General features: G+C 66.6%; 25 protein-coding genes. 21 read left to right on the top strand and 4 right to left on the bottom strand.

The window, feature by feature from the left end:
• The first annotated feature begins 25 nt into the window (after positions 1–25).
• The 10 genes from truB to AC5RT3_RS09040 all read left to right on the top strand — a co-directional run bounded on the left by truB (position 26) and on the right by AC5RT3_RS09040 (position 10,230).
• Positions 26–964, top strand: a complete 939-nt coding sequence (gene truB, locus AC5RT3_RS09085) for a tRNA pseudouridine(55) synthase TruB (RefSeq protein WP_494051560.1) — start codon at positions 26–28, stop codon at positions 962–964.
• A 1-nt stretch (position 965) separates the two neighbouring features.
• Positions 966–1,319: a hypothetical protein gene (locus AC5RT3_RS09080; RefSeq protein ID WP_133349922.1), complete on the top strand. Its 354-nt coding sequence runs from the start codon at positions 966–968 to the stop codon at positions 1,317–1,319.
• A gap of 19 nt (positions 1,320–1,338) precedes the next feature.
• A complete protein-coding gene (locus tag AC5RT3_RS09075; RefSeq protein ID WP_494051561.1) occupies positions 1,339–1,794 on the top strand; it encodes a hypothetical protein in 456 nt (151 codons plus the stop codon).
• Between the two features lie 78 nt (positions 1,795–1,872).
• Entirely contained in the window at positions 1,873–2,856 is a 984-nt protein-coding gene (locus AC5RT3_RS09070; RefSeq protein ID WP_494051562.1) for a bifunctional riboflavin kinase/FAD synthetase, read from the top strand.
• 89 nt (positions 2,857–2,945) lie between these two features.
• Positions 2,946–3,800, top strand: a complete 855-nt coding sequence (gene kynA, locus AC5RT3_RS09065; protein ID WP_494124041.1) for a tryptophan 2,3-dioxygenase — start codon at positions 2,946–2,948, stop codon at positions 3,798–3,800.
• Positions 3,797–5,056, top strand: a complete 1,260-nt coding sequence (locus AC5RT3_RS09060) for a kynureninase (protein WP_494051563.1) — start codon at positions 3,797–3,799, stop codon at positions 5,054–5,056. Before kynA ends, AC5RT3_RS09060 begins: the two co-directional genes overlap by 4 nt.
• Before the next feature lie 182 nt (positions 5,057–5,238).
• A complete protein-coding gene (rpsO, locus tag AC5RT3_RS09055) occupies positions 5,239–5,508 on the top strand; it encodes a 30S ribosomal protein S15 (RefSeq protein ID WP_494010440.1) in 270 nt (89 codons plus the stop codon).
• 240 nt (positions 5,509–5,748) lie between these two features.
• The gene (locus tag AC5RT3_RS09050; protein ID WP_494051622.1) at positions 5,749–8,007 is read left to right on the top strand and encodes a polyribonucleotide nucleotidyltransferase; all 2,259 of its coding nucleotides are present in this window, start codon (positions 5,749–5,751) and stop codon (positions 8,005–8,007) included.
• A 112-nt stretch (positions 8,008–8,119) separates the two neighbouring features.
• Positions 8,120–9,463 carry a M16 family metallopeptidase gene (locus tag AC5RT3_RS09045; protein ID WP_494051564.1) on the top strand — a complete coding sequence of 448 codons (1,344 nt, stop codon included), beginning with the start codon at positions 8,120–8,122 and terminating at the stop codon, positions 9,461–9,463.
• Between the two features lie 89 nt (positions 9,464–9,552).
• Positions 9,553–10,230: a DUF1579 domain-containing protein gene (locus tag AC5RT3_RS09040; protein WP_494124007.1), complete on the top strand. Its 678-nt coding sequence runs from the start codon at positions 9,553–9,555 to the stop codon at positions 10,228–10,230.
• Positions 10,231–10,275: 45 nt separating this feature from the next.
• Here the strand turns inward: AC5RT3_RS09040 and AC5RT3_RS09035 are convergent, their stop codons facing one another.
• From AC5RT3_RS09035 to moaA, 3 genes are all read right to left on the bottom strand, one after another.
• Complete coding sequence (locus tag AC5RT3_RS09035) at positions 10,276–12,126, bottom strand: HNH endonuclease signature motif containing protein (protein WP_494124006.1); 1,851 nt, start codon at positions 12,124–12,126, stop codon at positions 10,276–10,278.
• 151 nt (positions 12,127–12,277) lie between these two features.
• Positions 12,278–12,544: a MoaD/ThiS family protein gene (locus AC5RT3_RS09030; protein ID WP_494124005.1), complete on the bottom strand. Its 267-nt coding sequence runs from the start codon at positions 12,542–12,544 to the stop codon at positions 12,278–12,280.
• A gap of 6 nt (positions 12,545–12,550) precedes the next feature.
• Positions 12,551–13,672, bottom strand: a complete 1,122-nt coding sequence (moaA, locus tag AC5RT3_RS09025; protein ID WP_494124004.1) for a GTP 3',8-cyclase MoaA — start codon at positions 13,670–13,672, stop codon at positions 12,551–12,553.
• 309 nt (positions 13,673–13,981) lie between these two features.
• Here moaA and AC5RT3_RS09020 point away from each other — a divergent pair, with 309 nt between their 5' ends.
• The 7 genes from AC5RT3_RS09020 (at position 13,982) to AC5RT3_RS08990 (ending at position 19,496) form a co-directional block, all read left to right on the top strand.
• A complete protein-coding gene (locus AC5RT3_RS09020; RefSeq protein WP_494124040.1) occupies positions 13,982–15,397 on the top strand; it encodes a molybdopterin-dependent oxidoreductase in 1,416 nt (471 codons plus the stop codon).
• Between the two features lie 23 nt (positions 15,398–15,420).
• Complete coding sequence (locus tag AC5RT3_RS09015) at positions 15,421–16,662, top strand: molybdopterin molybdotransferase MoeA (protein WP_494051569.1); 1,242 nt, start codon at positions 15,421–15,423, stop codon at positions 16,660–16,662.
• Entirely contained in the window at positions 16,650–17,144 is a 495-nt protein-coding gene (gene moaC, locus AC5RT3_RS09010; protein ID WP_494051570.1) for a cyclic pyranopterin monophosphate synthase MoaC, read from the top strand. Before AC5RT3_RS09015 ends, moaC begins: the two co-directional genes overlap by 13 nt.
• Complete coding sequence (locus tag AC5RT3_RS09005) at positions 17,141–17,671, top strand: MogA/MoaB family molybdenum cofactor biosynthesis protein (protein ID WP_494010433.1); 531 nt, start codon at positions 17,141–17,143, stop codon at positions 17,669–17,671. Before moaC ends, AC5RT3_RS09005 begins: the two co-directional genes overlap by 4 nt.
• Complete coding sequence (locus AC5RT3_RS09000; protein WP_494010432.1) at positions 17,661–18,149, top strand: molybdenum cofactor biosynthesis protein MoaE; 489 nt, start codon at positions 17,661–17,663, stop codon at positions 18,147–18,149. The genes AC5RT3_RS09005 and AC5RT3_RS09000 overlap by 11 nt, the downstream gene beginning before the upstream one ends.
• Positions 18,150–18,240: 91 nt before the next feature.
• Entirely contained in the window at positions 18,241–19,011 is a 771-nt protein-coding gene (dapB, locus tag AC5RT3_RS08995; RefSeq protein WP_494051571.1) for a 4-hydroxy-tetrahydrodipicolinate reductase, read from the top strand.
• A 2-nt stretch (positions 19,012–19,013) separates the two neighbouring features.
• Entirely contained in the window at positions 19,014–19,496 is a 483-nt protein-coding gene (locus tag AC5RT3_RS08990) for a hypothetical protein (RefSeq protein ID WP_494010430.1), read from the top strand.
• 59 nt (positions 19,497–19,555) lie between these two features.
• Here the strand turns inward: AC5RT3_RS08990 and AC5RT3_RS08985 are convergent, their stop codons facing one another.
• Positions 19,556–20,791: a heparan-alpha-glucosaminide N-acetyltransferase domain-containing protein gene (locus AC5RT3_RS08985; RefSeq protein WP_494124003.1), complete on the bottom strand. Its 1,236-nt coding sequence runs from the start codon at positions 20,789–20,791 to the stop codon at positions 19,556–19,558.
• 222 nt (positions 20,792–21,013) lie between these two features.
• On the opposite strand from AC5RT3_RS08985, the gene AC5RT3_RS08980 reads away from it, so the two are divergent.
• From AC5RT3_RS08980 to AC5RT3_RS08965, 4 genes are all read left to right on the top strand, one after another.
• Positions 21,014–21,280: a hypothetical protein gene (locus AC5RT3_RS08980; RefSeq protein WP_494124002.1), complete on the top strand. Its 267-nt coding sequence runs from the start codon at positions 21,014–21,016 to the stop codon at positions 21,278–21,280.
• Between the two features lie 104 nt (positions 21,281–21,384).
• Entirely contained in the window at positions 21,385–22,197 is an 813-nt protein-coding gene (locus tag AC5RT3_RS08975) for a carbon-nitrogen hydrolase family protein (RefSeq protein ID WP_494124001.1), read from the top strand.
• Positions 22,198–22,255: 58 nt separating this feature from the next.
• Positions 22,256–23,164, top strand: coding sequence for a 4-hydroxy-tetrahydrodipicolinate synthase (gene dapA / locus AC5RT3_RS08970; RefSeq protein ID WP_494010426.1), 909 nt, complete (start codon positions 22,256–22,258; stop codon positions 23,162–23,164).
• 40 nt (positions 23,165–23,204) lie between these two features.
• Complete coding sequence (locus AC5RT3_RS08965; RefSeq protein ID WP_494124000.1) at positions 23,205–24,896, top strand: ribonuclease J; 1,692 nt, start codon at positions 23,205–23,207, stop codon at positions 24,894–24,896.
• Positions 24,897–24,981: the final 85 nt, after the last annotated feature.

The raw sequence follows: 24,981 nt of genomic DNA, 5'->3' as shown, positions 1-24,981 counted from the left end.
AGCCTGCGCCGATATACTGGTAGGCGTGCTTTCTGGACTGGTGATAGTGGACAAGCCGCAGGGATGGACCAGCCATGATGTGGTTGGCCGGATGCGGCGCCTCGCAGGGACCCGGAAAGTGGGGCACGCGGGAACCCTTGATCCAATGGCCACCGGCGTCCTGGTGGTCGGCATCAACAAGGCCACGCGGCTGCTCACCTACATCGTGGGCACCTCCAAGACCTACACGGCCACCATCCGCCTTGGGCAGTCCACAGTGACGGACGACGCCGAGGGTGAAGTGACTGCCACGGCCTCCGCCGCCGCCGTGGACGAGCAGGCGATTCACGACGGCGTCGCAGCGCTCACGGGGGACATCCAGCAGGTGCCCAGCAGCGTCAGCGCCATCAAGGTCAATGGCGAACGTGCTTATGCGCGGGTCCGGTCCGGTGAGGACGTCAAGCTCACAGCCCGCCCCGTCACCATCCACCGCTTCGAGGTCCACGGCATCCGCCGGGATGACGAAGCCGGCGTGGTGGATGTGGACGTAACGGTGGAGTGCTCCTCAGGTACCTACATCCGCGCCCTCGCCAGGGACCTGGGCAACGCTTTGGGCGTCGGCGGGCACCTCACGGCGCTCCGGCGGACCCACGTTGGTCCGTACTCCCTTGAGCAGGCACGCACCCTCGAACAGCTCGCCGAGGAGCTCAACGTCGTGGAAATGTCCCAGGCGGCGCGGGCGCTGATGCCCAACCGGGAGCTCACCCCCGAGGAAACCACGGAAATCTCGTTCGGCCGCCGCATTGCCGCCGGAGCGGAACCGGGGAGCCCCTCCGCCGCCACGCCCGACCATCCCGCCGCCGCTTTCGCCCCGGACGGAAGCCTGGTGGCACTGCTTGCTGACGCCGGCAGTTACGCCAAGCCGGTCCTGGTGTTCGCACCCGGCAACGGCGCACCCACGGCGGCGGCAGCGGGGGAGGCCTAGGTTGGACGCGTATTTCTGGATCATCCTGGCGGTTGGCCTGCTGTCCACCGCCATCTGCCTGGTGGCCGGCATTATGAAGAAGGCGCCCAACGACGTCACCATCCTCTCGGTGGCCGCCGTGGAACTCGCCCTGGTTGTCTATCTTGTGGGTTCGATCGTCCGGGTCATCGCCGGGGAACCCATCGCGGGCGAGGCGTGGGAGTTCTGGGGCTACCTTGCCACGGCCATGCTCCTGCCCCCGGCTGCCGTCTACTGGTCCATCCTGGAACGGACGCGGTGGAGCAACTTCGTCCTGGCCGCCGTCGGTGTGACGGCCCTGGTGATGGCCGCCCGCATGAACCAGATCTGGTACTGAAGTGGAAGAAGCACGCAACGTGAATGACCAGCAATCAGCCGCCGTCGGCAGTGCACCCGCCGGCACCTCCCGCAATACACGCAACACGGGCCCGGGACGGCTCCTTATCGCCGTCTACGCCGTTTTTGCCATTTCGGCCTCTGCCCGCGCCGGCTACCAGATCCTCACCAAGTTCTCCGAGGCCCCGCTTGCCTACCTGCTGTCCGCCTTCGCGGCCCTGGTCTATGTGATAGCCACGGTCTCCCTGGCGAAGGCCGGCAGCACCTGGTTCAAAGTGTCCGTCGCCGCCGTGCTGGTGGAACTTGTGGGCGTCCTGGTGGTGGGGGCGCTGAGCGTCTTCGATGCCGTGGCGTTCCCCCATGAAACCGTGTGGTCCCTGTTCGGCCGCGGCTACGGCTTCATCCCGCTCCTGCTGCCGATCCTCGGCCTGGTGTGGCTGTACCGGCGCCGGCCCCCGGGAAAAGGGGCACGGTGAATACGGGTAACCTTGAAGAGTTCCGCGGCCGGTCCGGCTGCGGAATGTTGATGCTGCAGGCAGTCTAAGGCGAGGGTGATGGTCTACATCTGGAACGATCCGTCCGAGGTCCCGGCGGACTTCGGCCCATCTGTCGTCACCATTGGGAACTTCGACGGCGTGCACAGGGGACACCAGCAGGTGCTGTCCCAGCTGATCCGGACGGCGCGCCTCACCCGCTCCAAAGCGGTAGCGGTCACCTTCGATCCCCACCCTGCCCTGGTCCATCGTCCCGAGTCCGCCCCCGAGTTGATCATGGGGCTGGACGACAAGCTGGAGGCACTCGGGGAGCTGGGCCTGGACGCGATTTTGGTCATGAAGTACTCACTGGACCTCGCAAGTCTCACCGCGGAGGAATTCGTGGAGCAGTACCTGGTGGACTGCCTGCACGCCAGCCACGTCGTGATCGGCCATGATGCCCGCTTCGGCCGCGGCAATTCCGGGGACCTGGACACCATGAAGGCCCTGGGCGAAAAGTTCGGCTTCGAGGTCCAGGTGATCAGCGAGTTCGGCTCCGAGGGTTACCCCCTGCATGACGACGACGGCAAGGACCGCCGCTGCTCGTCCACGTGGGTCCGCGAAGCGCTGCAGGAAGGCGACGTCGCCACGGCGGCTGCCGTGCTGGGCCGGTGGCACCGGATGCGCGGCGAAGTGGTGCATGGCGCCGCCCGCGGCCGGGCCCTGGGTTTCCCCACCGCCAACCTCGCCTCCAACGCCAGCGGCCTCATTCCTGCCGACGGCATCTACGCGGGCTGGCTTGTGGACCAGGCCGGCAAGCGCTGGCCAGCCGCCATCTCGGTGGGCTCCAATCCCACGTTCGACGGCGTCAGCCGCCAGGTGGAGGCCCACGTCATCGACAGGCCCAAGGAGGCCGTTGAGGACTTCGATCTGTACGGCCAGACAGTAGTTGTGGAATTCGTGGCGCGCCTTCGGGGGATGGTGGCCTATCGTGGGCCTGAAGCACTGGTGGACCAGATGAAGCTGGACGTGCTCCAGGCCCACGACCTCCTGGTCAAACGCTGACCAGACGTTGACCAGACCGGGGCGCCGCATCCGGTCCGCTGCATCCGTCCCGGCGGGAAGCTGCCGGGGTCCGCATGGAAAGGCAGTACGTGTCCGTCGAAAAGAACACCCGCAAGCTGGATAAAGGCATTGTCCGTGACTTCAGTTCCCGGATGAGCTACGCCTCCTACCTTCAGCTGCCCATCCTGCTGAGTGCCCAGCAGCCGGTCAGCAAGCCCGAACACCACGACGAACTGCTGTTCATCATCCAGCACCAGACCACGGAGCTGTGGCTGAAGCTGGTGCTGCATGAGCTTCGGAGCGCCGCCGCCTGGCTCCGTGACGATGACCTGGGTTCGGCACTGAAGGGCATTGCCCGGGTCAAACACATCCAGAAGACCCTCACCGAACAGTGGTCCGTGCTGGCTACCCTGACCCCTACCGAGTACTCCCAGTTCCGCGGCTTCCTGGACAACTCCTCCGGCTTCCAGTCCGCCCAGTACCGTGCCGTGGAATTCGTCCTGGGCAACAAGAACCGCAAGATGCTTCCGGTGTTCGAATCCGATCCTGAGGCCACTGCCATGCTGTCCGAACTCCTCGCAGCGCCCAGCATCTACGACGAATTCCTCGCCTACCTTTCCAGGCACGGCTTCGACGTCCCTGCCTCGGTCCTGGACCGGGATGTCAGCCGCGCCCACGAGTTCACCCCCGAACTGGTACCGCTGTTCAAGCACATTTACGAACACGCGGCAGAGAACTGGAGCGCGTACGAGGCCTGCGAGGAGCTTGTTGACCTGGAGGACAATTTCCAGCTGTGGCGGTTCCGCCACCTGCGGACGGTGCAGCGGACCATCGGCATGAAGACCGGAACGGGTGGGTCCAGCGGCGCCGCCTTCCTGCAAAAGGCCCTCGAACTCACTTTCTTCCCGGAGTTATTCGCAGTCAGGACGGAGATCGGCCAATGACCACACAGCAGCAGCCCCTGGTGGAAGAAGAAGGCGTGGCGCTGCAGCAGCGCGCCGAAGAGCTTGACCGCCAGGACCCACTGGGACGCTACCGGGGCCACTTCATCGGCACCGACACCCCGCTGTCCTACCTGGACGGCAACTCCCTGGGCCGCCCGCTGAAGCGGACGGCCGATGACATCGCGGCGTTCATCCGCGAGGGCTGGGGCGGGCGCCTGATCCGCGGGTGGGATGAGGAATGGCTGGACCTGCCGCAGGCCATCGGCGACCAGCTGGGCCGTGCCGTGCTGGGTGCTGCGCCCGGGCAGACGATTATCGCGGACTCCACCACGGTGGTCCTCTACAAACTGATCCGGGCTGCACTGGCCGCGGTGGCTGACCCGGACCGGAACGAGCTGGTCCTGGACACTGAGAACTTCCCCACGGACCGTTACCTGGTGGAAGGCATCGCTTTGGAGGAGGGCCTGACGCTCCGCTGGATCAAAGCCGACCCCGCCGCCGGGGTGACCGCCGACCAGGTGCGCGAAGCGACCGGCCCCCGCACCGCCGTCGTCCTTCTCAGCCAGATCGCCTACCGCTCGGGACACTTGGCAGACCTGCCCGCCATCACCAAGGCAGTGCACGACGCCGGCGCCTTGGTGGTGTGGGATCTTTGCCATTCCGCGGGGTCAGTGGAGATTGACCTCGACGGTGCGGGCGTGGACTTCGCAGCGGGCTGCACGTACAAATACCTGAACGGCGGTCCGGGTTCTCCCGCGTTCGCCTACGTCAACCAGCGGCACCTGGCCTCGCTGAACCAGCCCATCTGGGGTTGGATGGGCCGGAAGAACGCCTTCGAGATGGCCATGGGGTATGAGCCGGCGGCAGGCATCCGGGGATTCCTGAGCGGCACCCCCGCCATCTTCGGAATGCTCGCCATGCGGGGAACCCTCGACCTGATCGAGGAAGCGTCCATGGCTGCCATTCGGGCGAAGTCGGAGAAGCTGACGGCGTTCGCCGTCGAAATCTTCGACGCCTGGCTGGCCCCGCTGGGCGCCGAACTGGCAACACCGCGCAGTCCGGGGGAGCGGGGAAGCCACATCACCGTGGACCACCCCAGGTTCACCAAGGCCACCGTGGCGTCGCTGTGGGATGACGACGTGATCCCCGACTTCCGCTCGCCCCGCGGCATCCGGGTAGGACTCTCACCCCTGAGCACCAGCTTCCGGGAGGTGCTGCAGGGAATGGCGGCCATCCGGGACCGGTTGCGGGACTGACACCGACTGTTTCGACAGGTTAGGCCCGGGCCGGTAAACTTGACGATGGATCCGGCTGCAGTCCGTGGCGGCTGGTTCCTGTCGTGTTCGGACCCTCCCGGTTTTCCGGGGCCAGGCACCGGCGGCAGACCCGGCAGTGATTTTCTGACCGGGCCCTCACGGCACATTTCATAGGAGTTATTGTGGCACTTGACGCCGCTGTAAAGCAGTCCATCATCAAGGAGTACGCAACCGTAGAAGGCGACACCGGTTCACCGGAGGTCCAGGTTGCTGTCCTGACCCAGCGGATCAAGGATCTGACTGAGCACATGAAGGAGCACAAGCACGACTTCCACACCCAGCGCGGCCTGCTGGCCATGGTGGGTCGCCGCAAGCGCATGCTGAGCTACCTCAAGAAGACCGACATCGCCCGCTACCGTTCGCTCATCGAGCGCCTCGGCCTGCGCCGCTAGTCAGACTTCGGGGGCGGCCCTTTCCAGCACGGAACGGGCCGCCTTCTTCAATCAAAACTAAACAGGAGGATCAACCGCATCACGCATTCGCGGTCCTCGGTAGTGATCCCCGGGAAGGCTTCAGCGACTGAAGTCCCGGCCCGTGGGTCTCGATCGATGACCGGGTGCAGGGCCAGTAGACAGATGCTGGCCAGGTTGATGCGGCTGGACTTCCGTAAAACAGAAACGGAGGTGACTCTCTTGGAGGGTCCCGAAATCCAGTTCTCAGAAGCAATCATCGACAACGGCCGCTTCGGCAAGCGCGTGGTCCGGTTCGAAACCGGCCGCCTCGCCAAGCAGGCTGCCGGTGCCGCCATGGTGTACATCGACGAAGACACCGCGCTGCTGTCCGCCACCACGGCCGGCAAGCACCCGCGCGAAGGCTTTGACTTCTTCCCGCTGACGGTTGACGTCGAAGAGCGCATGTACGCCGCCGGACGCATCCCGGGCTCGTTCTTCCGCCGTGAAGGACGCCCGTCCACCGAAGCCATCCTGGCCTGCCGCCTGATGGACCGCCCGCTGCGCCCCGCCTTCATCAAGGGCCTGCGCAACGAGGTCCAGATCGTGGTCACCGTCCTGGCGATCAACCCCGACGAGCTGTACGACGTGGTGGCCATCAACGCCTCCTCGATGTCCACGCAGCTGTCCGGCCTGCCCTTCTCCGGGCCCATCGGCGGCGTCCGCGTTGCCCTGGTTGCCGACGAAAACGGCTCCCAGTGGGTTGCCTTCCCGAAGCACTCGCAGCTGGAAAACTCCGTGTTCAACATGGTTGTTGCCGGCCGCGTTGCCGGTGACGACGTCGCCATCATGATGGTCGAAGCCGAAGCCACGGACAACTCCTGGGCCCTCATCAAGGAACAGGGCGCCACCGCCCCCACCGAAGAGGTTGTTTCCGAGGGCCTCGAGGCTGCCAAGCCGTTCATCAAGGCTCTCTGCGACGCCCAGGCCGACCTCGCCGCCCGCGCTGCCAAGCCGACAGTCGAGTTCCCTGTCTTCCTCGATTACGAGGACGACGTCTACGCCGCCGTGGAGTCCGCAGCCATCGAGAAGCTGACCGCTGTCTTCCAGATTGCGGACAAGCAGGAGCGCGAGAACGCAGCTGACGCCCTCAAGGACGAAGTCCTGGCCAACCTGGCCGGCCAGTTCGAAGGCCGCGAGAAGGAACTGTCCGCAGCATTCCGCTCGGTCACCAAGCACGTTGTGCGCCAGCGCATCCTCAAGGACCAGATCCGCATCGACGGCCGCGGCCTGACCGACATCCGCCAGCTCACGGCTGAGGTCGAGGTCCTGCCCCGCGTCCACGGTTCGGCGATCTTCGAGCGCGGCGAGACCCAGATCATGGGTGTCACCACGCTGAACATGCTCAAGATGGAGCAGCAGATCGACTCGCTGTCGCCGGTGAAGACCAAGCGCTACATGCACAACTACAACTTCCCGCCGTACTCCACCGGTGAAACCGGCCGCGTGGGCTCGCCCAAGCGCCGCGAAATCGGCCACGGCGCCCTGGCAGAACGCGCCCTCGTGCCGGTCCTGCCGTCCCGCGAGGAGTTCCCGTACGCCATCCGCCAGGTATCCGAGGCCCTCGGGTCCAACGGTTCGACGTCGATGGGTTCCGTCTGCGCCTCCACCCTGTCCATGCTGAACGCCGGTGTGCCCCTGAAGGCCGCCGTCGCCGGCATCGCCATGGGCCTGGTTTCCGACCAGGTGGACGGCCAGACCCGCTACGCAGCCCTGACTGACATCCTCGGCGCCGAAGATGCCTTCGGTGACATGGACTTCAAGGTTGCCGGTACCTCCGAGTTCGTCACAGCCATCCAGCTGGACACCAAGCTCGACGGCATTCCCGCATCGGTGCTGGCAGCAGCCCTTAAGCAGGCCCGCGAAGCACGCCTGCACATCCTGGAGGTCATCAACTCGGCGATCGACACCCCGGATGAGCTTTCCGAGTTCGCACCGCGCGTCATCGCCGTGAAGATCCCCGTGGACAAGATCGGTGAGGTCATTGGCCCCAAGGGCAAGATGATCAACCAGATCCAGGAAGACACCGGCGCCGACATCTCCATCGAGGACGACGGCACGGTCTACATTGGCGCCACCGACGGTCCGTCTGCCGAGGCAGCACGTTCCGCCATCAACGCCATTGCCAACCCGCAGGTCCCCGAGATCGGCGAGCGTTACCTGGGCACGGTCGTCAAGACCACCACCTTCGGTGCGTTCGTGTCGCTGACCCCGGGCAAGGACGGCCTCCTGCACATCTCCGAGCTGCGCAAGCTGGCCAACGGCAAGCGCGTGGACAACGTGGATGACGTGGTTTCCGTCGGCCAGAAGGTCCAGGTGGAAATCACCAAGATCGACGACCGCGGAAAGCTCTCGCTCGCCCCTGTGGTGGCCGAGGAGGAAGGTGCGGCTGAGACCGAGCGCGCCCACACCACGGAACCTGCTGAAGGCGCCGAGGTCTAACAGCTCCGGTCTCCGGCAGAAGCAATGAATCGGCGGGGCCGGTGGATGATCCACCGGCCCCGCCGCTGTTACGATGGCAGCCAGATCCGGCTGCCCGTCCTGAAAGGCCTCAATGACTGTTGTACCCCTGCCTCTTGAGCAGAACCACCGCGGCGACACCCTGGTCCACGGTTCCGACGGCGGCTCCGAAGTCCGGCGTTCCGTGCTGCCCGGGGGAGTGCGGGTGCTGACGGAGGCCATGCCGGGGCAGCGGTCAGCCACCATCGGCTTTTGGGTGGGCGTTGGCTCCCGCGACGAGGCCCCCGGCCAGCACGGGTCCACGCACTTCCTTGAGCACCTGCTGTTCAAGGGCACCAAGCGCCGCACGGCCCTGGAGATCGCGTCAGCGTTCGATGAGGTGGGCGGGGAATCAAACGCCGCGACCGCCAAGGAAAGCACCTGCTACTTCGCCCGGGTGCTCGATACCGACCTGCCGATGGCCATCGACGTGATTGCGGACATGATCACCGGTGCGGTCATCGACCCCGCTGAGATGGAGCAGGAACGGGACGTCATCCTCGAAGAGATCGCCATGGACAGCGATGATCCAACGGACGTCGCGCATGAGCACTTCGTATCCGCCGTGCTCGGCAGCCACCCCCTGGGCCGTCCCATCGGCGGAACGCCTGCCGCGATCAAGGCTGTGGCCCGCGACTCCGTGTGGGAGCACTATCGCCGCTACTACCGGCCGGACGAACTGGTGATTACGGCTGCCGGCGGCTTGGAGCATGACGTGGTGTGCGACCTCGTCATCACCGCACTGGAATCAGCCGGCTGGTCGCTCGAGGCCAGCGCTTCGCCGGTTAAGCGGCGTTCCACCGAGCCCTCGCTCATCACGGGTACCGCCGGGCTGCATGTGGTCAAGCGCGCCGTCGAGCAGGCCAACATCATCATGGGCTGTCCCACCATTGTTGCCACTGACGAGCGACGCTACGTCATGAGCGTCCTGAACGCTGTCCTGGGCGGGGGCATGTCCTCCCGGCTTTTCCAGGAGATCCGTGAAAAGCGGGGCCTGGTGTACTCCACCTACTCCTTCGCTTCCTCTTACGCGGATGCCGGCTATTTCGGTATGTACGCAGGGTGCACCCCGTCCAAAGTCCGGCAGGTGCTGGACCTGCTGGCTGTTGAGCTGGACAAGCTCGCCGAGCACGGGATCTCCGACGAGGAGCTCCGCAAGGCGGTAGGACAGCTTGGCGGTGGCATCGTCCTGGCCCTCGAGGACACCGGTTCACGGATGTCCCGGCTGGGCCGCGCCGAACTGGTTTCCGGGGAATACCAGGACATCGACGAAACCCTTCGCCTGATCAAGGCCGTCACGGCCGAGCAGGTTCAGGACCTTGCAGCCGAACTTGCCGCCGCACCGCGGACCGTAACCGTCGTCGGCCCCTTCGAGGAGACGGAAACCTTCGGACTCTGACCCCTGCCGCCACATTCGTGCCTGGGCATAGGATGAGCGCATCCGGCGTTCGGCAGAGGGCTGACGCCTTGCGGTAAGGGGTGAAGGGCGTGGACGAACCCCTGCCGGGCACGGACAACACCGGCCAAGACGACCCCGGCAGCATCAACCCCGCCGACATCAACGCCGCCGGCGGCCATTCCGCCGACGCCCATTCCGCCGACACCCGTTCCGTTGCCAGGGATGCTGCTGCGGCGCATGCCGGCGGCCGTCCCACCGGTGTCCATCCTGCCGACCATCCTGCGCTGCGCGGGCTCCTCGGCCGCTGGCGGGGGAGCACGCGCCTGGCTGCCGGCCCGTGGGGGCCAGAACGTACGGTGGAGGCGGACGTTACCTACCGGCGGGTGGCGAGTGGCTTCGGCGTTGTGCAGACCTATAGCCACCGGGAGCCGGACGGGACGCACTTCGAAGGCCACGGAATGTTCACGGTGGACCCCGACCACCCTGATGTTCTCTGGTACCACGCGGACACGACAGAACCGGTGCCGGCGGCTCCGGACCGCTGCACATGGCGCGGGGGTGTGCTCCGGGTGGAGCGCCACGGCAGTGCCGGCTGGACCCGCCACTCCGTGCGCCTCGACGGCGACGTGCTGACTCATGTCACGGAATTGAGGTCACGCGAGCCTTCCAAGACGCAACCCGGCGGAGGGAGCGCTGAAAATGCCGGCGCTGATGGCACAGGCTCGGCTTACACCCCGTTCATGACGTCGATTTTCACCAGAGGATGACATGCCCGTGCTGCCGGGGCTGCGGAGCGCCGTTGTCATATCGGGTTAGGAGACGCGCATGGCGCCAGGTGGTTGCTGGGGTTGGGTCTTGCATGGCCAAGAGTTTGAGGGCTTCTGCGCTCGAGTCCCAGTCCCTGTCCGGATCCGCCAGCAGGATGGAGGGCGTGGAGTAGTAGCTGTCCCAAGCTGCGTCGTCCCACGTGAGGGAGTCCGGAGGAATATCGTGGAGGTCCATCCCGGGGGCCATTGAGGTGGTTCCCAATCTGGTTGTTCGCTTGGGTAGTGTCGGCCGGTGGGTGACGTATAACCGGGTGGTTGGTTTTCTGTTGCCTGCGCGGGTGCCCAGCCGCTGTTGTGCTTCAGGCGGTGGTGTTTTGGGCAGAGTTGTGCCAGGTTGCTGATGCCGGTTGTTCCGCCGTGTTGCCAGGCGGTGAGGTGATCGGCTTCGTTGTCGAGGGAGTTGTTGTTGCAGCCGGGGAAGGTGCATTTGCCGTCCCGCAGGGTCAGGGCTTGTCGCATTGCTTTGGTGATCCGGTAGCTGGTGCGGCCTATCTCGAGGGGTGCGCCGTCGCGGGGGTCGACGAGGATCCGGGTGAAGGAGTCAGCGCCGTCGGTGAGGAGTTTGCGGGCCATGGACGCGGGGATAGGGCCGTATCCGTCGAGGCTGGCTGGTTCGTCCGTTTGGCCGATCAGGGCGAACACGGGGACGGTCACCAGCACGTCGGCGCGGGGTGTCGGGACTTTCCCGAGGCTGGAGTCGCCCTCAATTGGGGTGGTCGCGATATTGCTGTAGCTGCCGGCAGTGCCGCTGGGCTGGTGGGAGGGCGCAGCCAGGCTGTCGGGAATGCTGAGGTCCGCTGCCAGTTCGTCGGAGCCTGAGAGTGTGGCGACCCCGATGAAGGCATCGGGTATGTGTTCTCCGATGACAGCAAGTTGTTCATTGCCCTGGTTGACTGCCGTGTTCGCACCGCTCTCCAGGGTGCCTGCTATGTTCGCGCCGCTGGCTGCGCTGTCTGCGCTGGCTGCGTTGGCTGTACTGCTAGTGGTGGTGTGTGAGAGGAGGCGGCGGGCGAACTCGTCAGCCTTGATCTGGGGCAGGGTCCGGGTCTCGGTGGGTCCTTGCAGGCCGCGGGCGATGGCGGTGTTCTTGTTCCAGATCGCCGTGGCGGAGTCGGCGGGGAGGTAGGCGGAGATCCAGGCCATGCCGTCACGGTCCCGGTGGAACTCGACCCGCCGGTCGGCCACGGATTTAGCGTGGCGTTTTTCGATGGAGTCGGGGTGGTGGCGTTCGCGCCAGGCGCGGACCTTGGCCCGGAGCCGGGACGGTACGAGGGCGGTGGCGGGGCAGCCCCGGGCCGGGTTCGGTGCGTCCGGGTCCAGGAAGTGGTCCGCGAGGGCCACGGCGGCGGTATGGTGCAGGGCCTCTGTTTCGTCAGCGATGATCTTGGCGCCCTGCCAGGACAACGCCCCCGAAGACAGATTCCCGTAGACGGAGGGGAGGGAGCAGACCCGCCGGGCCTGGGTGAGGAACGCCCCTGCGGCCCCGGCGCTGATGGTCAGGATCCCGGCGAGCTCTTCCACCGCTGATATTTCCGTGTAGGTGCGGTCGTGGGTGGAGGCGTCGGGTGGGGTCAGGGCCTGCTGCAGGTCGAGGGACTGGGCGGCGTCGCGGGCCTTGAGGGCGGCGACCTGCGCCTCGAGCTTTGCTATCAAAGCCAGGCGGTCCAGCCGGATCTCGTAGGCACGTTGGAGCACATCCGTGCCCGTGCCGGAGTTCTCGGGATCTTGCAGACGGGCGTCAAGGAGGAACAGCGCGTTGATGGCAGCCATGGTGGCAAAAACACCTTCCATCGGTGCTGCTGTGATCGCGCCGTTTGTGGCTGCGCCGTTTCCCATAGGAGAATCATCGCCGGAGGCACTGACATTCTGGCCCGCATCGCTTCAGCGGCCTGATCCGCGGCAGGACCAGCGGGCGGATAGTCCACAGGCGGCTACGGAGCAGCTACGGAAATAAGGCGCGGTGCGGAACTAAGGCGCGTTGCGGGCTTTATCCGCCGGCGAACGGAGGCAGCACGTCAATCACATCTTCCGGCCCCACAACGGTTGACTGGTCGCGCACCGCCACCTCATTGAGCAGGAAGCTGCTCCGGGAGAGGATACGGGGGAGCGAAGGGGTACCGGCTGGAGGTTCCGGCCGCTCCACGGACTGTATAGCCTCCAGCAGCCCGGCCACCGTAGTGCCCTCAGGCAGGTCGAACTTCTCTTCCTCGAGGCCTGCGGCTGCACGTGCGGCAGCGAAGTAACGTACGTTCATAAACTGCTAGCCCCCGATGGCGCTCATGCTGCGGTCCGGCTGGACGAAGTCCGGAGCGTCGAGTCCCACGTGGTCCATGCCGTGGGCCTTTGGCTTGAGCCACATGGCGTCCTGCCACCGGCGGGCGAGGTCGTCATCGCTGGCGCCGGACCGCAGGAGGCCCAGGAGGTCGAATTCCTCCCGCGAAAACAGGCAGCTCATGATCTTGCCCTCGGCTGTGATGCGGGTCCTGCGGCAGTCCGAGCAGAAGGGCTCCGTGACCGAAGCAATGATGCCGACTGTTCCCAGCACGGGGCCATCCGTAGGAGCAGCAGACCCCGCCGCCCGCCGTCGTACTTCAAAGCGTTCCGCGGGAGCACCGTCTCGGGCTCGCGGATCGGGGGTGAGGACAAAGTCGGAAGACAGCAGCCCGCGGATCTCGGCCGCGGTGATCATGTTGCGGCGGGTCCAGCCATGGTCGGCGTCCAGCGGCATCTGCTCGATGAACCGCAGCTCGTAACCCCGATCCAGCGCCCAGGCGAGCAGCGACGGCGCTTCGGCGTCATTGATGCCGCGCATAAGGACCGCGTTGAGCTTGACCGGACCAAGCCCGGCCGCCCACGCCGCATCCACCCCGGCCAGGACCTGGTCCAGGAACGGGCGGCGGGTCAGCTTGGTGAATGTTTCCTCGTGCAGCGAGTCCAGGGACACGTTGATGCGCGTCAGTCCGGCGGCCTTGAGCGGCGCGGCCTTCCTGGCAAGCCCCACTGCGTTGGTGGTCATGGAGATCGGCAGGTCAGGATGGTTCCGCCGCAGTTCCGCAATGACGTCCACCAGGTCGTGCCGCACCAGCGGCTCACCACCGGTCAGCCGCAGTTCGCGGACTCCCAACTGCTCCACGCCGACCCGGACAATGCGGACAATTTCGGCGGCGGACATGACCGCCTGCTTCGCGAGCCATTCGAGGCCCTCTGCAGGCATGCAGTACGTGCAGCGGAGGTTGCACTTGTCCGTCAGGGATAACCGCATGTCAGTGGCACGGCGCCCGTAGCGGTCCACAAGTCCGGCGCCCGCGCCGGCAGGACGGGCTGCCGGCACGGACAGTCCGGCATCCTCCCGCGGCTGCGGCATGCCTAGCTGGACACTCATGAAATCAGGCTACGCCACGATGGGCTGTAGATCACATTCGTGTCCGCGCCCAGCAGGACCATTCCGAAACACACCGGCGCTTGCGGCCACCCGCAAACCTATGCTGGACATGTGGACAGTTCCCGGCAGCAGCAGGCAGCGCACGACGGCGGCACGGGCCTTGAAGGGCCCGTGGCTGCCAACGTGGAGCAACAGTTCACGGAACGCCAGCGCCGCCGCTTTGCGTCCGCCGCCGGCGTGGTTGCCGTCGGTGCCGCAGTGGTGCTAGGGGAACTCCTGGCGGGCATCCTGAGCCCTTCCCTGTCGCCGATGACGGCTGTAGGCGGCGCCGTCATCGACGCTGTCCCGCCGGGTGTCAAGGACTGGGCGGTGGCGTTGTTCGGCACAGCGGACAAGGCCGCCCTTCTGGCTGGCATGGGCCTGGTTATCGCGGCCCTCGCTGCGGTGGCGGGGAACCTCGAGGCCAGGCGGCGCTTCGCCAGCGTGGCGGTGGTGGGTGTCTTTGGGCTGGTGGGAGTGGCCGCGGTTTTGACGAGGGCGCAGCTGACGCCCGCAGCACTTGCCTTGCCGGCAGCGACTGCCGTCCTGGTGGCCGTACTGCTGCGGTTCCTGGTCCGCAGGCTTGACGCGGCAGCCTTGGCAGGAACGGAAGGCACCGCGCGGCGCCGGTTCCTGCGGAACCTTGGAGGTGGTGCGCTTGCCACCGCGGCGGGCGGAGTCCTTGCTGTAGCCTGGCGCGGCGCCACGGCAGGAGTGCATGACGCCCGGGAGCGGCTGAGGCTGCCGGCAGCAGCATCGGCCGCCCCGCCCATACCTGCCGGCGCTGAAGCCGGAGTGGAGGGGATGCAGCCCCTGGTCACTCCCAACCGGGACTTCTACCGCATCGATACGGCGTTGTCCGTGCCCGCAGTCAATCCGGACACCTGGGTTATGAGAGTCACCGGGATGGTTGAACGAGAAGTGGAGCTGGACTTCGCGTCGCTCCTGGCCAAGCCCCTCATCGAGCGTCATGTGACCATCGCCTGCGTCTCCAACCCGGTGGGCGGTGATCTGATCGGCAACGCCCGCTGGCTGGGCTGGCCCGTCCGGGAGCTTCTCGCCCAAGCCGGACCCCGCCCCGGAGCGGATATGGTGCTTTCCCGCAGTGCCGACGGCTGGACCGCCGGCACCCCGCTGGAGGTCCTGACGGACAGCCGTGACGCGCTGCTCGCCGTCGGCATGAACGGCGAGCCCCTGCCACTTGAGCACGGCTTTCCTGTCCGGCTGGTGGTGCCAGGGCTCTACGGATACGTCTCGGCCACCAAGTGGGTCACCGAACTCAAAGTCACCAGGTTTGCCGACGACGCCGCCTACTGGACCCCGCGCGGCTGGTCCGAGCGGGGCCCCATCAAGACCTCGTCCAGGATCGACGTGCCCCGCGGGGGCCGGTCCGTGCCGGCTGGCACCGTCACTTTCGGCGGCGTCGCCTGGGCGCAGCACATCGGCATTGGGAAAGTGGAACTCCGCGTCAACCGCGGCCCGTGGCGGGAAGCCAGGCTCGCACCAGGCATCTCCGTGGACACCTGGTACCAGTGGACGCTGGAGGTGGACCTGGTTCCGGGGCAGTACGAGGTGCAGGTGCGTGCCACGGATCTTCGCGGCGCAAGCCAGGACGAGGAGCAGCGGCCGGTGGCGCCCGACGGGGCTACCGGTTTCCACACGGTTAGAGTGGACGTGAAACCCTGACGGCCGCAACCGAAGGCACATCCATGACCAGCACGTACCCGCACGGCCCACAGAAGGGCCGGGCAAGGTCCACCGACAGCCACCTGGCAGCCGTCACGGAACTCCTTCGCCCCTTACGGGACTCCGCCCGGACTGAACTCCTCCCGCTGTCCAAGGCCCTCGGGCGCGGCCTCGTGGAGGACCTCACGGCGCCAATCAGCCTCCCGCCCTTCGCCAACTCGCAGATGGACGGATACGCCATCCGCTCCAGCGACGTGCCCGACGGCGGTAGGGAACTTGGCGTCGCGGCTCCCGTTCCGGCGGGCGCCGGCGCCGCAACCCTGGAAGCCGGAACCGCGGCGCCCATCATGACAGGCGCGATGATCCCGGAAGGTGCCGACGCCGTCGTACCTATTGAACGGGCCAGCCCGGACCATTTCCTTCCGCCGGGCGGCGCGGGGTGGGTAAAGCTGCCTGCCGCCGCCCCCGGCACTTATGTACGCGAGGTTGGAAGCGATATTGCGGCGGGGCAGCAGGCCCTGGCCGCCCGCACCTTCCTCGGCCCTGCCCAGCTGGGGCTGCTGGCCGCCCTCGGCGTCCCCGAGGTCACCGTTTACCAGTCGCCCACCGTCCTGCTGGTCACCACCGGGGACGAGGTAGTGGAGCCGGGCCGGGACCTTCCGGCCGGCAAGATCTACGACTCCAACGGCACGCTCCTGGAAGCCGCCATGACCCAGGCGGGGCTGCGGGTCCTGCGCGCAGGTATCTCCACCGACAATCCCGAAGAACTGCACACCCTGCTGCGGAACCAGGGGGCCAGGGCGGACCTGATCGTCACCACCGGCGGAGTGAGCAAGGGCGCCTATGAGGTGGTCCGGCAGGCGATGGCGGACCAGCCGGTGGAATTCCTGCACGTGGCAATGCAGCCCGGCGGCCCGCAGGGAATCGGCACCTTTGAGGGCACTCCGTTCCTCGGTTTTCCCGGCAATCCCGTGAGCTGCCTGGTCTCCTTCGAAATGTTCCTCCGCCCAGCCCTCTCGCAGTTGCTCGGTGCACCGGCCGCCCGGATGCCGGTCCGGGCCCGCCTGGGCCACCCGCTGACGTCGCCTGAACACAAGCACCAGGTGCGGCGCGGCAGGCTCCGGCCCGACGGTACGGTGCAGCTTGAGGGCGGCGAAAGTTCGCACTTGATGCACGCCCTGGCCGGATCGAATGTGCTGGTGCATGTTCCCGAGGGCGTAGCCGCCCTCGCTGCCGGGGATGAGGTGGAAGTATGGATGCTGTGAATTCAGAACAAACCCCCGGCGCCCTGACACATCTTCGCCAGGACGGCAGCGCCCAGATGGTGGACGTCTCCACCAAAGCAGAGACCACCCGCGAGGCAACGGCCACCGCAACCGTCAACACCACAGCGGAGGTGATGGGCCTCCTCGGCTCCGGCGGGCTTCCCAAGGGTGATGCCCTGGCCGTCGCGAGGGTTGCCGGGATCATGGCCGCGAAAAAGACTCCCGAACTGGTTCCGCTGTGCCATCCGCTGCCTTTGTCCAAGGTCACGGTGGATTTTGAGCTGGCCGCGGAGTCCGTCATCATCGTGGCCACCGTGAAGACGCGCGGAGTCACCGGCGTGGAGATGGAGGCGCTCACCGCAGCATCGGTGGCCGCCCTGAGCCTGTACGACATGATCAAGGCGGTGGACAAGCACGCCGTTCTCACCGACATCAAGGTGCTGGCCAAGAGCGGCGGCAAGAGTGGAGACTGGGCCCTGTGACCATCCATGCCACGCACAGTGCTCCCGAACCGCACCGGCACGGCGAGGTCCAGGGCCGGAAAGCCGGGGTGGTCATCGCCTCCACCCGGGCGGCCGCCGGGATCTACGACGACGAAACCGGGCCCGTGATTTCCGACTGGCTGATTGAACACGGCTTTGACGTGTACCCCGCCATGGTGGTCCCCGACGGGGAGCCTGTGGGCGCCGCCATCCGCGCCCTCCTGACCCAACGTCCCGCCGTCGTCATCACCAGCGGCGGGACCGGCCTGAGCCCGGACGACCGCACCCCCGAAGTCACGCTTCCCCTGCTGGACCGCGAGATCCCCGGCATCATGGAAGCGATCAGGCGTGCCGGCGCCGCGAAGACGCCGCTGGCAGCCCTGAGCCGCGGGTATGCCGGTGCGGCCAAGAGTACGTTTATTGTTAATCTCCCCGGCTCACCAAAAGGGGTCATGGACGGACTGGCCGTCCTGGACCCGGTGATCGGACACCTCTGCGACCAACTGGAAGGCGGACATGGGCACTGAAGCATTCGAGGTGGTTTCCGCCGTCCTAAGCGCGGAACCAATCTCCGTAGACCAAGCGATCGCCGCCGTGGAGAGCGATACCGCGGGCGCCGTGGTGAGCTTCAGCGGCGTCGTGCGCAACCACGACGGCGGGAAGCAGGTCAACCGCCTTAGCTACAGTGCGCACCCCACGGCACATCAGGTAATGTCCGACGTCGTCGCGCGCCTTGTGGCCGAGCAAGACGCGGCGTCCGGCACAGCCGGGGACGCAGGCACCGGAGACCCGGCGGCACAACCCGTCCGCATCTGGGCCGCCCACCGGATCGGCATGCTCGAAATCGGCGACCCCGCACTGGTCTGTGCAGTCTCTGCAGCCCACCGAGGCCAGGCCTTCGCCGTGTGCTCGGAGCTGGTGGACCGGATCAAGGAACAGGTGCCCATCTGGAAGGAACAGTTCTTCTCGGACGGAACGGTGGAGTGGGTCGGCGCCGGCGCCTGAACCCACCTCCGCTGGGTCCGCACATGGTCCTGCGAGGTAACGCACACCCTCCGGTTCCTTGCCCCGGCAGGCCCGCCGGTAGGGTTAAGGCATGACCCAACAACACTCCGATCCCAAGCTGGTGGCCGTGCTCGGCGCCAACGGACGCATGGGCGCCGAAGCCGTGAAAGCCGTTGAAGCCGCACCCGACATGAAGCTCGTCGCAGCATTGGGACGGGGCGATTCCCTGGACCAGGTCACCGCCGCCGGAGCGCAGTACCTGGTGGACCTGACAGTGCCGGAAAGCACCGAGGCAAACGTCCGGTTCGCCGTTGAACACGGGATCCATGCCGTTGTGGGCACCACGGGCTGGGACGCCGGCCGCCTCTCCGCGCTGGAGGCGCTGCTGGCCGAACACCCGGAAACCGGTGTGCTCATCGCCCCCAACTTTGCCGTGGGCTCAGTCCTCGCCTCGGCGTTCGCTGCGAAGGCCTCAAAGTACTTCGAATCCGTGGAGATCATCGAACTGCATCACCCGGACAAGGTGGATGCGCCCTCTGGCACGGCCGTCCGCACCGCGCAGCTGATCGCCGCTGAACGCAGTGCCGCCGAGGTTCCGCCCAGCCCCGATGCCACTACCAGCGAACTGGCCGGCGCCAGGGGGTGCGAGGTGGACGGCGTGCGGGTGCACAGCGTGCGGCTGCGCGGGCTGGTGGCCCACCAGGAAGTCCTGCTGGGCGGTCCCGGTGAGCAGTTGACGTTCAGGCACGATTCCTACGACCGCGCTTCCTTCATGCCCGGCGTCCTCCTGGGCGTGCGGAATGTGGCAGCCCATCCCGGCCTCACCGTGGGCCTGGACGGCTATCTGGACCTGGGAATCTAGCCATGGGCGGGTTCCTGGCGGCTTTCCGGAAGAACCGCACCAAGATCTGGGTGGGTGCGGTGACCCTGCTACTGGTCTTCTACCTGGTGGTGTCCTTCCAGCGTTCCATCCTGCTCTTGACGGACAGAAACCTGGCGGCCCAGGCCATCGGCGCCGCGTACCTGGTTCTGCCCGTGATCGGCGCGTGGGCCCTGATCCGGGAACTGCTGTTTGGCGCCCGCACTGAACAGATGGCAAAGGTGCTGGAGGCCGAGGGCGGCCTGCCCGTGGACGAACTGCCCCGCACTCCCGGCGGCCGGATCGTCCGGGCGGCAGCCGATGCCGAGTTTGAAAAGTACCGGGCCGAGGCTGAAGCCGCACCTGATGACTGGCGCTCCTGGTTCCGGCTGAGCTGCGCCTACGACGCCGCCGGGGACCGCAAGCGTGCCAGGGCATCCATGCGCGACGCCGTCCGGCTGTTCCGCGGCAAGGTTCCGGCATCGTAGCAGGTTGCGCGTGTCGTAGCGGCTTGGGCAGCCGCGCGGGCGGCCCGGGGACGCTCAACTCAGCGGAGGGCCTTGAGCTCGCCCCGGCCTGCCTGGCTCGCCGCGTGGCCCACCCATTCCAGCGGACCGCGCCATTTCAAGACCGCAAACACCATGCCCACGATGATGGCCGTCGCCGCGTGCGCAAAGTACATCCCGTCCTCCGTCCAGCCGGCAGGCAGCGGCTTGAGGTAGAACCCGGACACCACCCAGACGTGCACCGTGTATAGGGTCAGCGTCATGGCGCCTGCCCCGCGCAGCGGGAGCAGCAGGTCCAGGTCCACCCATTCGGCCAGCCGTCCCAGCAGCAGGCAGGCGCCAATGACGGCCGCTGCCACGGCTGAAGTGTGCAGCAGGTCCAAGGTAGTTGCCGAGTGCGGCGCAGCGGACGCCAGCCACCACCACGATCCTTCCTGCGGGATGCCCATCAGATTCACCTGGAGCACGCTGTCCAGCGGGTAGCCGGGCGAATTGAGGGCCTGCTCAAGCGCGGCCCGCCCGCCCCAGCTTTCCATCGCCGTCACACCCAGGGCCTTGGCTGCCACGGCCACTGCCGACCCCAGCACCAGGAGCACCACCGGAACCACCGCCTTGTGGAGCATGAAGCGGCCGATCACCAGGCCCACCAGCAGGTAGGAAAGCCACTGGAACACCGGGTAATAGCCGGTGAAGAACAGGTCCGCGAGCAGCCGGCCGGGTGTGCCGAGGTCTTCCCATTTCGGGTTGTGGCCCAGCCTTAGCGGCGGTTCGGCGGCCAGCAGCCAAGGCCGCAGCAGGTAGGCGAGTACGGGGGACGCCAGGATCCAAGCCGCGGCCCAGGCGCAGAGATGCTTCAGCCGCAGGCCCAGGAAGGGCAGGACACAAAGGAACAGCACGGCGTAATGGACCAGGATGATCGCCAGGCTTACTTCCACCCCGCCCAGCGTGAGTCCGACGGCGGCAATCACCAGGGCGCGCAGGGCAACGCCCCGGCGCGCGGCTGAGAGTTCGCCGCCGTCCAGGGGCTTGTGCTTTCCGGTAGACAGGGCGAGCCCCACCCCCGCCAATACAGCGAACAACGCGGCGGCCCGGCCCGAAAACGTCAGGCCGATCCAGGTGGGCGTGAGGTCCGCATTCGACTCGAAGGTGGGCAGCAGGTGCGTGGCCATCATTCCCAGCAGTGCCAGCCCGCGGGCAGCGTCGATGCCGTAGAGCCGTGCGGGAACGGATGCGCCCCGGGTCTTCCGGGAGGCTTTGGCCGGGGTGCGGGAGCTCATGAGCCGATCGTCTCACACCTGCCTTTGAACTAGCTGTCAAGTGCCACGGTGCAACAACGTTTGCAGCGGCGCGCAGGGGGAGTGGAAATGGCAGGGCCCGGCGGAGCCTTGTATTCGAATATATGTTCGAATACGATGGGCGGCATGCACACCCCAATGCGAGGTATCCCAGGAGATGGGCCAGAAGGCATCGAGTCCGGGAGTGCCGGTGTCCTCAAAGCCATGAGTCCGGGAGTGGTGGATTTCCTCTTCCGGCAGATGGTCGCCGGGCGGCCGGCCGAAGATGTCCAGTGGGAACAGGAAGGCATCAGCCTTTCCAGCCAGCCGGAGGGAGCCGAGCTGGCCCGCCGCCTCGCCGAGACTGACATTGAGGCACTGACGCCCCTGGAATTGCTCCATTATGTCAGGGCGGCCCAGCGGCTGGCCTCCTGGGCGGAGGGCCTCCGGCAGGCAGCTGTGGGACGCTACTGCGGTTCCCCGGGGGATTAGCCCCGGCCGGGGGTTCCCGGTGTCCCGGGAAGGGCAGCGGGTCCCGGCGCAGAATGCCTACCGGAGCCCGGCGACAGGTTTCAGGCCGCGCCTAGGATGGGAACGTGACTGAGCTGCCATCCGTCTTCATGGAACCTGCCGGGACCCTGACCGTGGCCACCGTCCAGTACGAGGCCGTGGAAGGCGTGGCGGAGAATGTGGGCCAGCATGTGCGCCTCATTGAAGACGCCGAAGCGCACGGTGCCCGGCTGGCCTTGTTCCCCGAGCTGTCGCTGACCGGCTACCGCCTGGACCTGCTGTCCCGGAACGAAACCTGGATCGCTCCCGAAGACGCCCGGCTTGGCCCCATCCGTGAAATCTGCAGGCGGACTGGAATCACGGCCGTGGTCGGCGCCCCCTGCCGGGAGGCGGGCGGTACGCCCCGCCTGGCCTCGCTGGTTCTGCATCCGGACGGCAGTACACAATGTGCCTTCAAGTCCTATCTTCACGGCCAGGAAAAGGAGCTGTTCGTGCCGGGGGACGGGCCGCACGTCATGGTCCTCGACGGCTGGCGGATTGCCCTCGCGTTGTGCTTTGACGCCGCTTTCCCGGAGCATGCCGGCGCTGCCGCTGCGGGGGGAGCGGACGCCTACTGCATTTCCGCGCTGTACACCCGCGGTGAAGAGCGCAGGCTCGACCTCCACCTCGGGGCACGCGCGATGGACCACCGGATGTTCACCCTGCTGGCCAACCTCGCCGGCAAAACCGCGCTGGGCGAGTCGTGCGGGCTGAGCGGAATCTGGAGCCCGGATGGGATGCCGTTGAAGCGTGCTGCAGGAAACCGGACCGAGGTGGTCGCCGGCCTCCTGCAGCGCAGCACCCTCCTGCGCCTCCGGCATGGTGAACGGGCATTCGGTGGCGGGCGGCACGACATTTGACGTGCATCACGCCCGTGGCATTGTCCTAACCAGCGGGGGACAGGGTAACGTTTTTTCCATGGCTGACTCTTCCGCGCACATCCCTGCCCTCGGTACCCTCCTGACCGCCATGGTCACGCCGTTCACCAAGGACGGCGCAGTGGACTACGAGCAGGCGGCTGCGCTGGCCACAAAGCTCGTGGACGACGGCTGCGACGGCCTGGTGGTCACCGGAACCACCGGCGAGACCTCCACCCTCACGGACGAAGAGAACCTCGGCATGTTCCGCGCCGTTAAGGAAGCCGTGGGCGGACGTGCGGCCATCATCGCCGGCACCGGCACCAACGACACAGCGCACTCGGTCCACCTTTCCCAGCAGGCTGCAGCCCTCGGCGTCGACGGACTCCTGCTGGTCACCCCGTACTACAACAAGCCCAGCCAGGCAGGCGTGCGCGCCCACTTCGAAACCATCGCCTCCGCCGTCGACGTCCCGGTGATGCTGTACGACATCCCGGGCCGCTCCTCCATCGCGATCGAGCCGGACACCATGATCCGCCTGGCGCAGCACCCCAACATCGTGGCCGTGAAGGACGCCAAGGCCGACCTCGTCGCCGCCACCCGCGTCATGGCCGAAACCGACCTCCTCTTCTACTCCGGCGACGACGGACTGACCCTGCCCTGGATGGCGCTGGGCGCCGTCGGCCTGGTGGGCGTCACCACGCACGTGGCAACCCGCCGGTTCCGCGAGCTCATCGATGCCGTCAACGCCAACGACCTCGGCACCGCCCGGAAGATCAACTTCGAGCTCCAGCCGGTAGTCCGCGCCACCATGACCCGGGTCCAGGGTGCCGTTGCGGCCAAGCAGATTCTTAAATGGCAGGGAGTCCTGCCCAACTCGATTGTCCGTTTGCCCCTCGTGGAGCCGGACGAAGCCGAGATCGAAACCATCCGCGGGGATTTGGCGGAAGCGGGGCTGGTCTACTCCTGAAGGTGAAGACCGGCACCCTTCCCCTGGAAAGTAGTGCAATATGACCCAAACCGCCCTAACCGGCCTTGTCACCCCTCCCCGCCTGCCTGCCGGCACGCTGCGGATCGTTCCGCTCGGCGGCCTGGGGGAGATCGGCCGGAACATGGCCGTGTTCGAAATCGACGGCAAACTGCTGGTCGTGGACTGCGGAGTCCTCTTTCCGGAGGAGACCCAGCCTGGCGTGGACCTGATCCTGCCCGACTTCTCCTACATTGAGGACCGGCTGGACGATATTGTGGCCGTTGTCCTCACCCACGGCCACGAGGACCACATCGGCGCTGTCCCGTACCTGCTGAAGCGACGGGGCGACATTCCCCTGGTGGGCTCGCAGCTGACCCTCGCCCTGATCGAGGCCAAGCTCCAGGAGCACCGCATCCGGCCTTACACCCTCACGGTGGAGGAAGGCCAGGTGGAGAAATTCGGGCCGTTCGAGTGCGAATTCGTAGCCGTCAACCACTCCATTCCCGATGCCCTGGCCGTGTTCATCCGCACCGCCGGAGGCACCGTCCTGCATACCGGCGACTTCAAGATGGACCAGCTCCCGCTGGACGGCCGCATCACTGACCTGCGGCATTTCGCCAAGCTCGGCGAAGAGGGCGTGGACCTGTTCATGTCCGACTCCACCAATGCGGACATCCCCGGCTTCACCACGGCGGAAAAGGAAATCGGCCCCACGCTGGAACGGCTCTTCGCCCAGGCCAGCAAGCGGATCATCGTGGCCTCCTTCTCCTCCCACGTCCACCGGGTCCAGCAGGTCCTGGATGCGGCGGCGAAGCACAACCGCAAGGTCGCGTTCGTGGGCAGGTCCATGGTGCGGAACATGGCCATTGCGGAGAAGCTCGGCTACCTGGATGTGCCGCCGGGCCTGATTGTTGACATCAAGAACATCGACAACCTGCCGGACAACCGCGTGGTGCTCATGTCCACCGGATCCCAGGGCGAGCCCATGGCTGCCCTGTCCCGGATGGCCAACGGCGACCACCGCGTGGTGGTGGGTGACGGTGACACCGTCATCCTGGCCTCCAGCCTGATTCCGGGGAACGAGAACGCCGTGTTCCGGATCATCAACGGCCTCCTCAAACTGGGCGCCGACGTGATCCACAAGGGCAACGCCAAAGTCCACGTTTCAGGGCATGCCGCGGCGGGTGAGCTGCTGTACTGCTACAACATCCTCGAGCCGCTGAACGCCATGCCCGTGCACGGCGAAACCCGGCACCTGCTGGCCAACGGCAAGATCGCCATCGAGTCCGGCGTCCCGGAAGCCAGCGTCATCCTCGCGGACAACGGCACCGTGGTGGACCTCAAGGACCACCGGGCGGACGTGGTGGGCCAGGTGGAAGTCGGCTTCGTGTACGTCGATGGTTCCAGCGTGGGCGAAATCACCGACGCCGACCTTAAGGACCGGCGGATCCTCGGCGACGAAGGCTTCATCTCCATCATCACCGTGATCCACCGGGCCACGGGCAAGGTGGTGTCCGGGCCGGAAATCCACGCCCGCGGCGTTGCCGAGGACGATTCCGTCTTTGACGACATCATTCCCAAGATCAACGCCGCGCTGGAGGAAGCCGTCCTCAACCACGCCGACCACACCACCCACCAACTCCAGCAGGTGGTCCGCCGGGTGGTGGGCACGTGGGTCAACCGCAAGCTGCGCCGCAAGCCCATGATCATCCCGGTGGTGCTCGAGGCCTGATCGGCCCCGGGACTGTGGCACGGCAGCGCCACTGAACGTGCCCCTCCGAGTTGCTGCCAACAGGGCCCGGTTCAAGGAACCGGGC

This window comes from Arthrobacter sp. Y3221159, assembly GCF_059089885.1.
This window is presented reverse-complemented; position numbering and strand designations above follow the sequence as displayed.

Bases quoted from the DNA above. Each gene is read 5' to 3' on its own strand.
- AC5RT3_RS08965 (WP_494124000.1), top strand. From the start codon at position 23,205: ATGACCCAAACCGCCCTAACCGGCCTTGTCACCCCTCCCCGCCTGCCT.
- AC5RT3_RS08980 (WP_494124002.1), top strand. From the start codon at position 21,014: ATGAGTCCGGGAGTGGTGGATTTCCTCTTCCGGCAGATGGTCGCCGGG.
- moaA (WP_494124004.1), bottom strand. From the start codon at position 13,672: ATGAGTGTCCAGCTAGGCATGCCGCAGCCGCGGGAGGATGCCGGACTG.
- AC5RT3_RS09035 (WP_494124006.1), bottom strand. From the start codon at position 12,126: ATGGGAAACGGCGCAGCCACAAACGGCGCGATCACAGCAGCACCGATG.
- AC5RT3_RS09070 (WP_494051562.1), top strand. From the start codon at position 1,873: ATGGTCTACATCTGGAACGATCCGTCCGAGGTCCCGGCGGACTTCGGC.
- AC5RT3_RS09060 (WP_494051563.1), top strand. From the start codon at position 3,797: ATGACCACACAGCAGCAGCCCCTGGTGGAAGAAGAAGGCGTGGCGCTG.
- AC5RT3_RS09020 (WP_494124040.1), top strand. From the start codon at position 13,982: ATGACGGCTGTAGGCGGCGCCGTCATCGACGCTGTCCCGCCGGGTGTC.
- AC5RT3_RS09045 (WP_494051564.1), top strand. From the start codon at position 8,120: ATGACTGTTGTACCCCTGCCTCTTGAGCAGAACCACCGCGGCGACACC.
- AC5RT3_RS08990 (WP_494010430.1), top strand. From the start codon at position 19,014: ATGGGCGGGTTCCTGGCGGCTTTCCGGAAGAACCGCACCAAGATCTGG.
- AC5RT3_RS09000 (WP_494010432.1), top strand. From the start codon at position 17,661: ATGGGCACTGAAGCATTCGAGGTGGTTTCCGCCGTCCTAAGCGCGGAA.
- AC5RT3_RS08985 (WP_494124003.1), bottom strand. From the start codon at position 20,791: ATGAGCTCCCGCACCCCGGCCAAAGCCTCCCGGAAGACCCGGGGCGCA.
- AC5RT3_RS09015 (WP_494051569.1), top strand. From the start codon at position 15,421: ATGACCAGCACGTACCCGCACGGCCCACAGAAGGGCCGGGCAAGGTCC.
- moaC (WP_494051570.1), top strand. From the start codon at position 16,650: ATGGATGCTGTGAATTCAGAACAAACCCCCGGCGCCCTGACACATCTT.
- AC5RT3_RS09030 (WP_494124005.1), bottom strand. From the start codon at position 12,544: ATGAACGTACGTTACTTCGCTGCCGCACGTGCAGCCGCAGGCCTCGAG.
- dapB (WP_494051571.1), top strand. From the start codon at position 18,241: ATGACCCAACAACACTCCGATCCCAAGCTGGTGGCCGTGCTCGGCGCC.
- dapA (WP_494010426.1), top strand. From the start codon at position 22,256: ATGGCTGACTCTTCCGCGCACATCCCTGCCCTCGGTACCCTCCTGACC.